Origin of the sequence: Micromonospora sp. NPDC050200 (assembly GCF_040656135.1) — a bacterium.
In the GTDB taxonomy this organism is placed as follows: domain Bacteria; phylum Actinomycetota; class Actinomycetes; order Mycobacteriales; family Micromonosporaceae; genus Micromonospora.
Genome location: NZ_JBFALG010000031.1, coordinates 20271 through 33760 on the forward strand (window position 1 = coordinate 20271; position 13490 = coordinate 33760).

At 75.8% G+C, this 13490-nt stretch carries 12 protein-coding genes and 1 pseudogene; 5 read left to right on the forward strand and 8 right to left on the reverse strand.

The features are described from left to right. The first annotated feature begins 48 nt into the window (after positions 1–48). A complete protein-coding gene (locus AB0I41_RS20855; protein WP_357109892.1) occupies positions 49–1245 on the forward strand; it encodes a chorismate-binding protein in 1197 nt (398 codons plus the stop codon). A 131-nt stretch (positions 1246–1376) separates the two neighbouring features. Here AB0I41_RS20855 and AB0I41_RS20860 read toward each other — a convergent pair whose 3' ends face one another. The 3 genes and pseudogenes from AB0I41_RS20860 to AB0I41_RS20870 form a co-directional block, all read right to left on the reverse strand. Then, positions 1377–2330 carry an SWIM zinc finger family protein gene (locus AB0I41_RS20860; RefSeq protein WP_357109894.1) on the reverse strand — a complete coding sequence of 318 codons (954 nt, stop codon included), beginning with the start codon at positions 2328–2330 and terminating at the stop codon, positions 1377–1379. Next, positions 2327–5050, reverse strand: coding sequence for a DEAD/DEAH box helicase (locus AB0I41_RS20865; protein ID WP_357109897.1), 2724 nt, complete (start codon positions 5048–5050; stop codon positions 2327–2329). The genes AB0I41_RS20860 and AB0I41_RS20865 overlap by 4 nt, the downstream gene beginning before the upstream one ends. Before the next feature lie 56 nt (positions 5051–5106). Then, a pseudogene (locus tag AB0I41_RS20870) lies at positions 5107–5712 on the reverse strand (ATP-binding cassette domain-containing protein); the annotation flags it as partial. 74 nt (positions 5713–5786) lie between these two features. On the opposite strand from AB0I41_RS20870, the gene AB0I41_RS20875 reads away from it, so the two are divergent. Together AB0I41_RS20875 and def are read left to right on the forward strand one after the other, a co-directional pair. Next, positions 5787–6542 carry a TetR/AcrR family transcriptional regulator gene (locus AB0I41_RS20875; protein ID WP_357109900.1) on the forward strand — a complete coding sequence of 252 codons (756 nt, stop codon included), beginning with the start codon at positions 5787–5789 and terminating at the stop codon, positions 6540–6542. 47 nt (positions 6543–6589) lie between these two features. Next, positions 6590–7099 carry a peptide deformylase gene (gene def / locus AB0I41_RS20880; RefSeq protein ID WP_357109902.1) on the forward strand — a complete coding sequence of 170 codons (510 nt, stop codon included), beginning with the start codon at positions 6590–6592 and terminating at the stop codon, positions 7097–7099. A 48-nt stretch (positions 7100–7147) separates the two neighbouring features. On the opposite strand, the gene AB0I41_RS20885 is transcribed toward def, so the two are convergent. The 3 genes from AB0I41_RS20885 to AB0I41_RS20895 all read right to left on the reverse strand — a co-directional run bounded on the left by AB0I41_RS20885 (position 7148) and on the right by AB0I41_RS20895 (position 9994). Continuing rightward, entirely contained in the window at positions 7148–8722 is a 1575-nt protein-coding gene (locus AB0I41_RS20885) for a VWA domain-containing protein (protein ID WP_357109905.1), read from the reverse strand. Positions 8723–8816: 94 nt separating this feature from the next. Then, a complete protein-coding gene (locus tag AB0I41_RS20890) occupies positions 8817–9632 on the reverse strand; it encodes a GNAT family N-acetyltransferase (RefSeq protein ID WP_357109908.1) in 816 nt (271 codons plus the stop codon). A gap of 5 nt (positions 9633–9637) precedes the next feature. Continuing rightward, positions 9638–9994, reverse strand: a complete 357-nt coding sequence (locus AB0I41_RS20895; RefSeq protein WP_357109911.1) for a helix-turn-helix domain-containing protein — start codon at positions 9992–9994, stop codon at positions 9638–9640. 97 nt (positions 9995–10091) lie between these two features. Between AB0I41_RS20895 and AB0I41_RS20900 the strand changes: the two genes are divergently transcribed. Then, positions 10092–10706 carry a malonic semialdehyde reductase gene (locus AB0I41_RS20900; protein ID WP_357109914.1) on the forward strand — a complete coding sequence of 205 codons (615 nt, stop codon included), beginning with the start codon at positions 10092–10094 and terminating at the stop codon, positions 10704–10706. Positions 10707–10802: 96 nt separating this feature from the next. Here the strand turns inward: AB0I41_RS20900 and AB0I41_RS20905 are convergent, their stop codons facing one another. Continuing rightward, positions 10803–11576 carry a TSUP family transporter gene (locus tag AB0I41_RS20905; protein ID WP_357109917.1) on the reverse strand — a complete coding sequence of 258 codons (774 nt, stop codon included), beginning with the start codon at positions 11574–11576 and terminating at the stop codon, positions 10803–10805. Between the two features lie 193 nt (positions 11577–11769). Between AB0I41_RS20905 and AB0I41_RS20910 the strand changes: the two genes are divergently transcribed. After that, entirely contained in the window at positions 11770–12549 is a 780-nt protein-coding gene (locus AB0I41_RS20910) for an endonuclease/exonuclease/phosphatase family protein (protein ID WP_357109919.1), read from the forward strand. Between the two features lie 37 nt (positions 12550–12586). Here AB0I41_RS20910 and AB0I41_RS20915 read toward each other — a convergent pair whose 3' ends face one another. Continuing rightward, the gene (locus tag AB0I41_RS20915) at positions 12587–13477 is read right to left on the reverse strand and encodes a tetrahydrofolate dehydrogenase/cyclohydrolase catalytic domain-containing protein (RefSeq protein ID WP_357109922.1); all 891 of its coding nucleotides are present in this window, start codon (positions 13475–13477) and stop codon (positions 12587–12589) included. Positions 13478–13490: the final 13 nt, after the last annotated feature.

The following is a 13490-nucleotide window of genomic DNA, read 5'->3' on the forward strand; positions in this document are numbered from 1 at the left end:
CGGAATCGAGCAGGCATCCGTCATGTTCACCCGAAATCCACTGAACGGATGAGGAAGAATGAGCCGACCGGCGTGGAAACGCTCCCACAATCGCTGATCGACGTGCCGGGCGTGCCGCCGTCCTGCCGCAGCGTGCTCGTCGAGCGTGACCGGTACGAGTGGCGCCCGGCCGACGGCGGCGACCCGGCCGCGCTGGCCGAGGAGTTCCTGGCCGGACACGGTCTCGAGCTGACCGGGCCGGCCCGACCCGCCACCCACCGGCCGACCGGCGTCTGCGGCGCCGCCCTGTACGTCTCCGCCGCCGCCGGGGCGCGGATGGTCGGCGCCGCGCCGGGCGCGCCCACCCCGGCGCCGGCCCTGCCGGAGCTGGCCGTGGTCGTCTACGGTCACGCGCCGTCCCCCACCCCGCCCGCCGCCCCGGCGTCTGGCGGCCGCTGGTGGCTGGGGGACTGGCGGGAGAGCTGGAACCCCCGACAGCACGCCGACGCCGTCGCGGCGGTCCGCGCGGCCATCGGCCGCGGGGACGTGTACCAGGTCAACGTCGTCGGGCACGCAGCCGCCCGCTACCTCGGCGACCCGCGGCCGGCCCTGTCCCGCCTCGGCGCGTTGCCCGGGGCCCGCTACGGGGGCACCCTGCACGGCGACGGCTGGGCGATCGGCTGCGCCTCCCCGGAGACCCTGGTCGAGGTGACCGGCGGGCGGGTGATCACCCGGCCGATCAAGGGCACCCGCCCGGCCACCGCCGCCGGACGCCGCGAACTGCTCGCCTCGGCCAAGGAACGCGCCGAACACGTGATGATCGTCGACCTGGAACGCAACGACCTGGCCCGGGTGGCGCGGACCGGGTCGGTGCGGGTGGACGAACTGTTCGCGGTGCGCCGCTGGTGCGACCTGTGGCAGGCCGAGTCGACGGTCTCCGCGGCGATGGCCGACGGGCTGGGCCTGGCCGACCTGCTGCGCGCGACCTGCCCCGGCGGGTCGGTCACCGGCGCGCCGAAGCTCGCCGCCCTGGAGCAGATCGCCGCCCTGGAACCCGTCGGGCGTGGGGCCGGCATGGGGGCGCTCGGCTGGGTCGGCCCGGGCCGGATCGACCTGGGCCTGACCATCCGCACCGTCGCCGCCGCCGCCGACCGGCTGCATGTCTGGGCCGGTGGGGGCATCACCTGGGACAGCGACCCGGACGCCGAGGTCGCCGAGGCTGCGGCCAAGGCCGCGCCGGTGCGCGCCCTGCTCGCCGCCGGCTGACCGACCGCCGGCCGGTGTGGCGTCCACCGGCGTGGCACGAGGCTGCCCTCGACACCGGGCGGGGCCGGTGTGGCATTTTGGGGCTGCCCTCGGCACCGGGCCCCGCCGGGTGCGGTGGTCCGGTCCGCGCGCTATGGAGCTGATGACGCAGACGATTCAGGTCCGGCCACCGGGCCGGCGGGCGGCGTCGTCAGCGTCGTGGCGACCAGTTCGGCCGGGTCGACCCCCGGTGGCCCCACCGCGAAGCCCCCGTCTCCCGGGTCACCCGACGCGGGGGCGCGGGTCGCGGATCGGCCCTGGTCGAGCAGCGCGGCGGCCCGGGCGGCGCCGAGCGCGATCCGCCGCCGCAGCGCGTCCACGTCCACGCCGGGATCCGCCGGCAGCAGCGGCAGGGTGACCGTGACCGGGCCGTCCGGTGCACCCGGCAGCGGCCCCGGCGTCGCCGCGTACGCCTCATCGGCGGGCGTGCCGTGCGCGCTGCCGGCATCCGACGGCTCCGGTCCGGGCAGCGGCCGGTCGACGGTGGTGGTGGCCGCCAGGGTGGGCGGGCGTACGTCGGCGAGCAGGTCCGCCGCGTCGCGGCCGCGGATCAGCAGCAGCAGGAGCGGTTCGCCCTCCAGCAGCCAGGTCACCTGGTGGCACAGTGCGGCGGCGTGCCGGCACGGGTGGCCCCAGTCCGGGCAGTCGCAGTCCGGCAGCAGCTGCCCGCCGGTGGGCGGCAGGCGCACCCCGGCGAACTCGGGGAGTTCGGCGGGCAGTTGCCCCGCCAGCAGGGCGGCCAGGTGCCCGGAGCGGTCGGCGACGGCGGTGGCGAGCCGGTCCCAGTCGGCGTCCGGCAGCGTGTCGACGCGGAGCACGGTGCGGTGCGCCTGTTCCGGGTCGCCGTCGTGCACGCTCGCGGCGATCCGGCCGGGACTGATCGTGATCGGTCCGACGTGTCCCCGCGCGGCCAGGCGTCGACCCCGGCGCACCGGTTCGGCGTCCAGCGCCGACTCCGCCAGCACCGCCGCCCACCCGGTGGCCCAGGCCGACCGGATACGCCGCGCCGGCCCGGCCGGGAACGCGGGGAACCCGCGGGCGGTCACGCCCGCCCCCGCAGGGTGACCAGGTCGGCCAGCTCGGCGTCGCCGAGGGTGGCCAGGGCGCCCGGCCCGGCGTCGAGCACCGCCTCGGCCAGTTCCCGCTTGCCGGCCAGCAGCCCCGCGATCCGGTCCTCGACGGTGCCCTCGGCGATGAGCCGGTGCACCTGCACCGGCCGGGTCTGCCCGATCCGGTACGCCCGGTCGGTGGCCTGGTCCTCCACGGCCGGGTTCCACCAGCGGTCGAAGTGGACCACGTGGTCGGCGCGGGTCAGGTTCAGGCCGGTGCCGGCCGCCCGCAGCGACAGCAGGAACACCGGTGCCCGCCCGTCGGTGAACCGGCGTACCAGGTCCTCGCGTCGCGCCACCGGCAGCCCGCCGTGCAGCAGCAACGCCGGTACGTCCCGGTCGTCGAGGTGCCGGCGCAGCAGCCGGGCCATCGCCACGTACTGGGTGAACACCAGCACCGCGCCGCCGGCGGGCAGGATGCCGTCGAGCAGCTCGTCGAGCAGGTCCAGCTTGCCGGAGCGGCCGGCCAGGACCGGCGCGGTCTCCCGCAGGTACTGGGCGGGATGGTTGCAGATCTGCTTGAGCGCGGTGAGCAGCTTGACCACCAGGCCACGGCGGGCGAACCCGTCGGTCGCGGCGATCACGTCGAGCAGTTCCGCCACGGTCGCCTGGTAGAGGGCGGCCTGTTCGGCGGTCAACGCGACCGGCTGATCGGTTTCGGTCTTGGCGGGCAGTTCTGGGGCGACGCCCGGGTCGCTCTTGCGTCGGCGCAGCAGGAACGGCCGGACCAGGCGGGCCAGGTCGGCCGCCCGGTCCCGGTCGGTGTCGACGGGGCGTACCCAGCGGGACCGGAACTGCGCCAGGGTGCCCAGCAGGCCGGGGTTGGTCCAGTCCAGCACCGCCCACAGGTCGGTGAGGCTGTTCTCCACCGGGGTGCCGGTCAGCGCGACCCGGGCGGCGGCGGGGACCGCCCGCAGTGCCCGGGCCACGCCGGAGGCGGGGTTCTTGACGTGCTGGGCCTCGTCGGCGACCAGCAGCGGCCAGCACCGTTCGGCCAGCTCGTCGACGTCGAGCCGCAGCGTGGCGTACGTGGTCAGCACGAAACCCGCCCCGACGCCGTCGAGGGCGCGGCCCGGGCCGTGGTGGCGGCGTACCGGGGTGCCGGGGGCGAACCGGGTGATCTCCCGCTCCCAGTTGCCCAGCAGCGAGGCGGGGCAGACCACCAGGGTGGGGCCGGCGGTGGCCGGGTCGGCCTGCCGGTGCAGGTGCAGGGCGATCACCGTGACCGTCTTGCCCAGCCCCATGTCGTCGGCGAGGCAGCCGCCCACGCCGAGGGCGGTCAGGCCGGCCAGCCAACGCAGCCCGTGGCGCTGGTAGTCGCGCAGGGTGGCGGCCAGGGCGGCCGGGACGGGCACGTCGGCGGGCTCGGCGGTGAGCCGGCGGCGTACCTCCTCCAGCCGGCCCTCGGCGGTGGCCGGGACGTCGGCGCCGTCGACGGTGACCGACCCGGTGAGCGCGGCCCGTAGCGCGGCGACCGGCGGCAGCGGCGCGAGCGCCGGTCGCCGGGCGCGGTGGGTTGACTCCGGGTCGACCAGCACCCAGTGTTCCCGCAGTCGCACCACCGGCCGGCGCGCCTCGGCCAGCGTCCGCAGCTCGGCCGGGGTGAGCGGTTCGCCGTGCAGGGCCAGCCGCCAGTCCAGGGCCAGCTCGCCGAGGTCACCGAGCCGGCCGGTGGGGCCGCCGACGCGGGGCGCGCGCAGCCCCACCGCGGCGGTCAGGTCGCGGCTGACCCCGGCCGGCCAGTGCACGTCCACCCCGGTGTCGGCGAGCCGCCGGGCGGTACCGCCCAGCAGGTCGGCCAGGTCGTCATCGGTCAGCGGCAGCGCGTCGGGGACCGGCCGGTCGAGCAGACCGGCCAGCGCGGGCCAGTGCCGGACCGCGTCGCGCAGGGCCAGCAGCGCGGCGTCGCGGGCGGCGGCCGGGAAGCCGGGCACCGGCCCCGCCCACAGCGCGGCGGCGTCGGTGAGCAGCCCCGGGTCGGTGCGCCGGTGCAGCTGCACCACCGCGCGCCACGGCCCGTCCGGGTCGCCCACCGGTTCCAGGCGGAGCGACAACCGGACCGCGGCGTCGGCGTCGGCGGTCACCCGCGCGGCCCAGCGTCGCAGCGCCGGCACCGCCGTCGCGGTGGTCGCCGCCCACACTCCGGTGGCGGTGTCGTCGCGGGCCACGGTGTCGGCGACCGCGTCGACGAAGTCCCGCAGCAGTCGGCCGGCGTCCGGCAGCCGCGCCGGGGCGCACCCCGGCAGGGGCCGGGCCCGCGCGGTCGCCGGCATCGCGGCGGCCAGGGCGCGCAGCCGGGCGGTGTCGGCGTCGCCGAGCGGCCCGACCCGCCAGGTGTCGTACCCGGCCGGGGTGACGTCGGGCAGCAGCAGGCCCCGGGCGGCCAGGTGCAACGTCTGGCGGGTGGCGGTCGCCCAGAAGGCCGCCGCCGGGTCGGTGGCCCCGCCGGCCAGCAGCAGCGGCACACCCGCCGCCAGCGGCGCGCGGCGCACCGGCACCCGCGCTGGTACGCCCCGCGGTGGTGTCGCGAGGGTCTCCCGCGAGACCTCGCCGGGGCAGTCCGGCGGGCCGTCGCCCTCGGTGGACCAGACGAGCAGCGCCCCGGCGCGGGGCGGGTCGGCGGGGACGAACGTCACCGCGTACCGGCCGATCGTCACGGGCGTCCTCTCGCGGTCAGTTCGGTGCTGCGGTCCTGGTCGTCATCCTGGTGGCGTTGGTCGGGGAGGCGAGCCTCCTCCAGGTACTGGGTGGTGAGCAGGACGGTGGTGCCGGCGGCGACAAGCGCGCGGACGGCGCCGCGGGCATGCGGATCCAGGCCGGTGGTGGGCTCGTCGAGGAAGAGCACCGGCGGGTCGAGGATCAGCGCGGCGGCCAGGTCGAGGCGGCGGCGCATCCCCCCGGAGTACGCCCCGACCGGCTTGTCCCCGGCGTCGATGAGACCGAAGCGCTCCAGCAGCTCGTCGGCGCGGGACCGGGCCCGGGCGCGGGAGAGGTGGTGCAGCCGGCCGAAGAGCACCAGGTTCTGCCGGCCGCCGAGCACCTCGTCGACGGCGATCTGCTGACCGACCAGGCCGATGTGGGCGCGGACCCGGTCGGTCTGGTGGCGGACGTCGAAGCCGGCGACCCGGGCGACGCCGGCGTCGGCGCGCAGCAGGGTGCTCAGGATGCGCACCAGGGTGGTCTCGCCGGCGCCGTTGGGCCCGAGGACCGCGCAGACGGTGCCGCCGGGCACGGCCAGGTCGATCCCGGCCAGGGCCTCGGTGTCGCCGTAGCGCTTGCGCAGCCCCTCGGCCTCGATGACCGGTCCGTCGCGTCGCATGGGCACGCCCCTTCCGCCGATTGCCGTGCGCCGTACCGTACATCATACGGTACGAGTGACGGTAGGGTGGCGGGATGAGCGTCGAGTACAGCGGCACCGGGGACCCCGCGCGCAGCCTCGCCCTGCTCTGGCGCACCAGCGAGAAGGCCAGCCGCAGGGGCGGCGACCTGAGCGTGGACCGGATCGTGCGGGCCGCCATCGAGGTCGCCGACACCGAGGGGCTGGCGGCGCTGTCGATGCGGCGGGTCGCCGAGCGCCTCGGGGTGGGCACCATGTCGCTCTACACCCACGTGCCCGGCAAGGGCGAACTGCTCGACGTCATGCTCGACACCGTCTACGGCGAGACCGCCCGCACCGCCGACGTCCCCGGCGGCTGGCGTGGCCGCCTGGAGCGGATCGCCCGGGAGAACTGGGCGCTCTACCTGCGCCACCCGTGGCTGTTGCAGGTCGCCACCACCCGCCCGCCGCTGGGCCCCAACGTCACCGCCAAGTACGAGTACGAGCTGCGCGCGGTCGAGGGCATCGGCCTGACCGACCTGGAGATGGACGCGGTGGTCACCCTCGTCGACGGCTACGTCCACGGCGCGGTCCGCGGCGCGGTGGAGGCCGCCCAGGCCGCCCAGCGCACCGGCATGACCGACGAGCAGTGGTGGCGGGCGCACGCCCCGTACCTGGAGAAGGCGATGGACCCGCAGCGGTTCCCGACCGCCGCCCGGGTGGGCGCCGCGGCGGGGCAGGAGTACCAGGCGCCCTCCGATCCGGCCCGGGCCTTCGAGTTCGGCCTGGCGCGGATCCTCGACGGGGTCGCCGTCCTGGTCGGCGATCGCTGACCGGGGTGCGACACCGCCGGCCGTGACGCACGGATAGCCTTCTCCGCATGACCGTACGCCCGATCAGGATCATCGGCGATCCCGTCCTGCGCACCGCCTGCGAGCCGGTGACCAGCTTCGACGCCGAGCTGCAGCAACTGGTCGACGACCTGATGGACACCCTGCTGGGCGCGCCCGGCCGGGCCGGGGTCGCCGCGCCGCAGATCGGGGTCGGCGCGCAGGTGTTCGTCTACGACGCCGACGGCCACTGCGGGCACATGGTCAACCCGACCATCGAGCTGTCCGAGGAGTCGCAGGACGACGACGAGGGCTGCCTGTCCATCCCGGGGCTGTACTTCCCGACCCGGCGGTCGATGCACGCCACCGTGCACGGCTTCGACCGGCACGGCGAGCCGCTGACCATCTCCGGCAGCGGGTTCCTGGCTCGGGCGTTGCAGCACGAGACCGACCACCTGCGCGGACGCCTCTACGTCGACACCCTGTCCGGGGACGTGCGCCGCCGGGCGTTGCGGGAGATCCGCGCCGGCCGGTTCGACTCGCCCAGCCGGCACCGCTGACGAGGCGGGGACGGCCGGTGGCCGCCCCCGCACCCGATCAGCCGTGGGTCACTTCGGCGGCGGGGCCACCAGGCAGGTCGCCGTGGAGGTGTTGCCGAAGTTGTCCACGCCGGTGATCACCGCGTCGCCGCGCAGCGTCACCTTGTAGTCGATGTCGCCGGCGCCGTCCTTGACCCTGGACTGCGCGCCCGGCGCCTGCACCAGCTTGATCTTGGTGCCGGCGGGGAAGGGGCCGAACTTCACCGTCGGGTCGGCCGTGTCACCGATGTAGACGTCCACCGCCGTGTCGACGATGTCGGTCGAGGTGAGCTGGTAGAACCCGTCCGGGTTGTACGAGCCGGGGGTGTTGTCCCCGCTCGGGTTGTTCGTCGGCACGCACGCCGTGGCCGGCGCGGTGGTGTCGACCACCCGCATCGTCGCGGTGTCGCTGCCGGTGTTGCCGGCCGCGTCGGTGGCGGTGCAGGTCACCGTGGTGGCGCCGAGCGGGAAGGTGCTGCCCGGCGGTGGGGCGCAGGTCGGGGTGAGCGGGCCGTCGACGTTGTCGGTGGCCGAGGCCGGGTAGGTGATGACCGCGCCGGCGGGGCTGGTCGCCTCGACGGTCCGGTCGTCCACGACCACCACCGGCGGGGTGACGTCGTTGACCTTGACGGTGATCTGCTCGACGAACGCCGGCCCACCGGACAGCCCGTTGAGCAGGAAGTCCACCGTGCAGTGCAGGGTGGCGCCCTGCGGGGCGTCCCCGGCGACCGTGATGGTCTCGGCGAACGGCACGGCGGTGCCGCTCTGCTGGGTACGCGAGGCCGCGTCGAAGGTGACGGTCAGCCCCGGATCGCAGGAGGTCACCGTCGGGGTGACGGTGACGTCGAGGTCACGCAGGCCGTTGAGGATGGCGTCGGTGACGGTGCCGGGGGCGCTGCCGACCAGCTGCCCGCCGGTCGCGGCGACCACCGCGGCGGCCTGGCCGCTGGCGTTCAGGCCACCGCCGCCGCCGCTGACGCTGACCGCCAGCACCTTCGCCTCGTCGGCCTGCAGGGCCGCGGTGGCCTGCGCCAGGGTGTGCCCGGCGCTGGGGTCGTGGCTGGGGGCGTCGCCGACGAGCACCACGATCCGGCTGCTGCCGGAGCGGTAGGCGATCGCGCCGCCGGAAACCTGGAACAGAGCGTTCACCCACGCCTCGGGGGTGTCCCCGCCGCCGCCGGGGGCCAGGCCGTTGACCGCGTTCTGCAGGGCGGTCGCGTCGTCGGTGAGGTTCTGCCGGACCCGGAACAGTTCTGCGCCGTCGCCCTCGTCCCGGTAGGAGGCCACCGCGAACTGCGCGCTCGGCTGCACCGACCGCACGTTGTTGATGACCTGTTGGAGGTTGGCCTGCACGGCGCCGATGACGGGGCCCATGCTGCCGGTGGTGTCGACCAGCAGGACCACGTCGGGCTTGGGCGGAATCGGCGGGGTGGAGACCACCTTGTCGATGTCGATGGTGGTGCCGGGGTTGGCGGCCCGGTCCACGGTGGCCGGGTCGACGCCCGGTGCTGCGATGGCCGGCGTGGCCGCCACGGTCAGCAGCGCCGTCACGGCGGCGGTGACGACCGCCAACCGACTTCGGGCCCCTACCGATGTCATTGTCATGCGTACTCCTTCGACTCCGCCGCGTCACGACGCGGCCTCTGTCGGGAGACGCTAGGTGCCCGACGGGCTCGGGCCCGTCCGACACAGGTCCAGGTCAGGGTCGGGTTGTTGACCCAGCGTGGCGGCTGGACATGCTGTCGGTCACCGCGGTCAGCGTGTACTCACCGAAGTCGGCGACCCGGGTGAAGCCCAGCCGGCGGTAGAGCCGCACGGCGGTGAGGTTGTCGGCCTTGACGTTGAGCGTCACGTGGTCGACGTGTTCGCGCAGCCGCGCGCAGAGCGCCGCGACCGCGGCGGCGGCCGACCCCTGGCCGCGCGCCCGGGGATGAGTGGTGACGTTGCCCAGCGCAGCCACCCGGTAGGTGGGGGACCAGACGTGCACCCCGGCCACCGCGACCAGGCCGCCCTCGCGGCGGATCCCGACGTACTGGCCGGTGGCGAGCATCCGCGGGTCGAACCAGTTGCCCGGGTACGCGGCGGCGTAGAGGGCGCGCAGGGCCGGCAGGTCGGCGTCGTCGAGCACCTCGCCGGCCGGGGTGACCTCGGCAAGCCGGGCCGGGTCGGTCAGCGCCATCCGCAGGTGCGCGCCGGCCGGGTCGACGGCGAACCAGCGGCCCAGCACGTCGTCCAGCCCGGGGGACAGGTGCGCGTGGAGGTGGGCGGGCAGCATCGGGGCCAGCTCGGCCAGCAGCGCCGCGAGCTGATCCCGGTCGCCGGGGGCGGCGAAGGCGAGCAGCACCGGGGGCGCCACACCGTGATAGAGCAGCGCCACCTGGTCGCCGCGGCGGAACCACGACGTGTAGGGCCAGAAGAAGTCGTCCAGGTCGCCGAGCTGGTATGCGTGCAGCACCGGGTCGCGGCGCAGCAGCGCGGCCAGGGTGGCGCGGTCGTGTTCGGCGCGTACCGGCATCGGGGTCAGCAGCCGCCCGACGGCTCGGCGGGCAGGTTCTCGTGGGCCCAGCGGGCGAGGGCGTCCAGGGCGGGCAGCAGCGCGGCGCCCCGCTCGGTGAGCTGGTAGCTGACCCCCAGCGGCGGGCCCTCCCGCACGGTGCGGCTGACCAGGCCGACCCGGGCCAGCTCGCCGAGCCGGTCCGACAGCACCGACTCGCTGATCCCGGCCAGCGCGCGGGTCAGCTCGGCGAAGCCGGCCGGCCCGCCGGCCAGGGTGCCCAGCAGCACGCCGTTCCACCGCTTGCCGAGGAACGCGAAGGCCCGGGCGAGCCCCCCGTCGCACGAGCGGGGGCCGCCGCCGACCTGGGGGCTGACCGTCATGCCCCCAGGGTACGGGAGTAGCGCGCCGGCAAGGTGCTTCTAAAAAGCTAGCTGCTACCGTTGCAGCAGCCCTTCCCCGAGTGACAGAGGAATTTCGATGACCGACGTCCTGCCCGCCGACCTGATCGCCCTGAGCCCCGAGGCGCAGGCGCAGCTGTTCACCGAGGCCCGCACCGCGAACACCTTCACCGACGAGCCGGTCGGCGACGACCAGCTGCGGGCGATCTTCGAACTGGTCAAGTACCCACCGACCGCGATGAACATCCAGCCCCTGCGAGTGCTCTTCGTCCGCCCCGGCGCCGGCCGGGAGCGCCTGCTCACCCACGTCGCCGAGGGCAACCAGGCCAAGACCGCCACCGCCCCGGTCGTCGCCGTCCTCGCCGCCGACACCGACTTCCACGAGCACCTGGACACGGTGTTCCCGATCCGCCCCGGCATGCGCGAGCACCTCGCCGGCGACCCCGCCGGCCGGGAGGGCATGGCCCGGTTCAACGCCGGCCTGCAGATCGGCTACTTCCTGCTCGGCGTCCGCGCCGCCGGCCTGGCCGCCGGCCCGATGGGCGGCTTCGACGCCGCCGGCGTCGACAAGGAGTTCTTCGCCGGCACCGGCTGGAAGTCGGTGCTGCTGGTCAACATCGGCCGTCCCGGCCCGGACGCCTGGTTCCCCCGGCTGCCCCGCCTCGACTACGACGACGTGGTCCGGCACGCCTGAGCACGACCGCCGGCCGGGCGACCACCGGGGGCCCGGCCGGCCTGCGCGCCACCGACCGGTCGGGCCACGACGCCCGGCCGGCCACGGCGGCGACGCTCAGCCCGCCCGCCACTGGTCGTAGCCGAGCTTGACCACCAACGCCAGCACCACCACCAGCAGCACGATCCGCACGAACCCGGCGCCCCGGCGCAACGCCATCCGCGCCCCCACGGCCGCCCCGGCCACGTTGCACACCGCCATCGCCGCCCCGAGCAGCCACCACACGTGACCGGTGGCCGCGAACACCACCAGCGCGCCCAGGTTCGTGCCCGCGTTGACCACCTTCGCCATCGCCGAACCGTGCACGAAGTCCGCGCCCACCAGCGCGGTGAACGCCACCACCAGGAACGTGCCGGTGCCCGGGCCGATCAACCCGTCGTACAGGGCGATGCCCACCCCGGCCAACGCCACCGCCGCGATCACCCGCGCCCGGGTCCGCCGCGCCGGCACCGCCACCACCCCCAGCCGCGGACGGAACACCACGAACAGCGCCACCGACACCAGCACCGCCAGCACCACCGGCCGGTACGCCCCCGCCGGCACCGACCCGGCCAGGGCCGCGCCGACACCCGCGCAACACACCGCCAGCCCCGCCGACGGCCCCGCCACCGTCCAGTCGAGCTTCGTACGGCGGGCGTACGTCACCGCCGCCGTGGACGTACCGAAGATCGCGGCCAGCTTGTTCGTGCCCAACGCCGTGGCCACCGGCACCCCGGGCGCGGCCACCAGCAGCGCCGGCAGCAGCAGCAGGCCGCCACCACCGACCACGGCGTCGACCCAGCCGGCCATGGCGGCCGCAGCGAGCAGGGTCGTCAGCGACAGGGGATCCACGGCCGGCCATTCTGCCCACCCGCCCCGATCAGCCGCGCCACCGTGTGGCCGACCTCACCGGCGGCGCCCCGTCACCGACCGCGCCGGCGGCGCAGCCACAACCCCACCGCGGCCACCGCGACGAACAGCAGCACCGAACAGAGCAACGCCTTGACCATCGGGCAACTGTGTCACGGCGACGTAGGGTGCAGGAGTGCGCCTGGCGACGTTCAACCTGCTGCACGGCCGCTCCCTCACCGACGGCCTGGTCGACCCCGACCGGCTCACCGCCGCCGTGCAGGCCCTCGACGTCGACATCCTCGCCCTGCAGGAGGTCGACCGGGACCAGTCCCGCAGCGGCAACCTCGACCTCACCGCCATCGCCGCCCGCGCCCTCGACGCCCCCGAGCACCGCTTCGCCGCCGCCGTCGTCGGCACCCCCGGCGAACTGTTCCGCCCGCTGCGCCACGACGACGACGGCCACGGCGAACCCTGCTACGGCGTCGGCCTGGTCAGCCGGCACCCCGTACGCTCCTGGCAGATCACCCGGCTACGCCCCGCCCCGGTGCGGTCCCCGGTCTACGTCCCCGGCCCCGGCGGCGGCCTGGTCCTGCTGCGCGACGAACCCCGCGTGGTGCTCGCCGCGATCCTGGACACCCCGCACGGGCCGCTCACCGTCGCCGCCACCCACCTGTCGTTCGTCCCCGGCTGGAACGCCCACCAGCTACGCCGCGTCGTACGCGCGCTACGCGCCCTGCCCGCCCCACGGATCCTGCTCGGCGACCTCAACCTGCCCGCCGGCCCGGCCCGCCTGCTCAGCGGCTGGCGGCCCCTGGGCCGGCGCCCCACCTACCCGGCCGCCGCGCCCCGCGTGCAGCTCGACCACATCCTCGCCGACCGGCACGGCCTGGACCGGCTGCCCCCGGTCACCGCCGTCCACACCCCCCTCTCCACGATCTCCGACCACCGGCCCCTCGTCGTCGACCTCGGCTGACCGGCGGCGACCCGAGCGGAGCCGGGCCGCCGCAACCTCAGCCCTGCCCGACGGTCCGCTGCGCCGCCCGCAACGCGTTGCGGAACAGCATCGCCACCGTCGTCGGGCCCACCCCGCCGACCCGCGGCGTGATCGCCCCCGCCACCTCCGCGCACGACTCGTCCACGTCCGGCAGCAACCGCCGCCCCTCGTACCGCACCCCACCACCGACGACCACCGCGCCCGGGCGCACGTGCTCCGGCCGGACGATCCCCGGCACCCCCGCCGCCGCCACCAGGATCTCCGCCCGCCGGGTGTACCGCGGCCAGTCCGCCACCCCGGTGTGCACCACGGTCACCGCCGCGTTCGCCGTCGGCCGCTTCTGCGCCAGCAGCATCGCCAACGGCCGCCCCAGCGTCGCCCCGCGACCCAGGATCACCACCTCCCGACCGGACACCGGCACCCCGTGGTACGCCAGCAGCGCCTCGATCCCCGCCGGTGTGCACGGCAACGGCCCCGGCAGGCCCAACGCCAACCGGCCCATGTTCACCGGGTGCATGCCGTCGACGTCGGAGTCCGGGTCGAGGACCTGCAACGCCCGGTCGTAGTCGAGGTGACCGGGGATCGGATGCTGCACCAGCACCCCGTGCACCCCCGCGTCGGCGTTGAAGTCCTCCAGGACCCGGTGCAGGTCCCGCTGGGAGGCCGACGCCGGCAGATGCACGTGCGGGGACGCGAAACCCAGCTCCGCCGCCTGCCGCTGCTTGATCCGGATGTACCCGGCGCTCGCGTCGTCGTCGCCCACCAGCACCGTCGCCAGCGCCGGGGTCACCCCCGCCGCGCGCAGCGCCGCCACCTGATCGGCGACCTCGGTCAGGATCTTCTCCGCCACCGGCCTACCGGGCAGCAGCCGCGCCGTGGCCGTGGTCGGGGAAGCGGAAACAGACATGGCTCACCTCGTC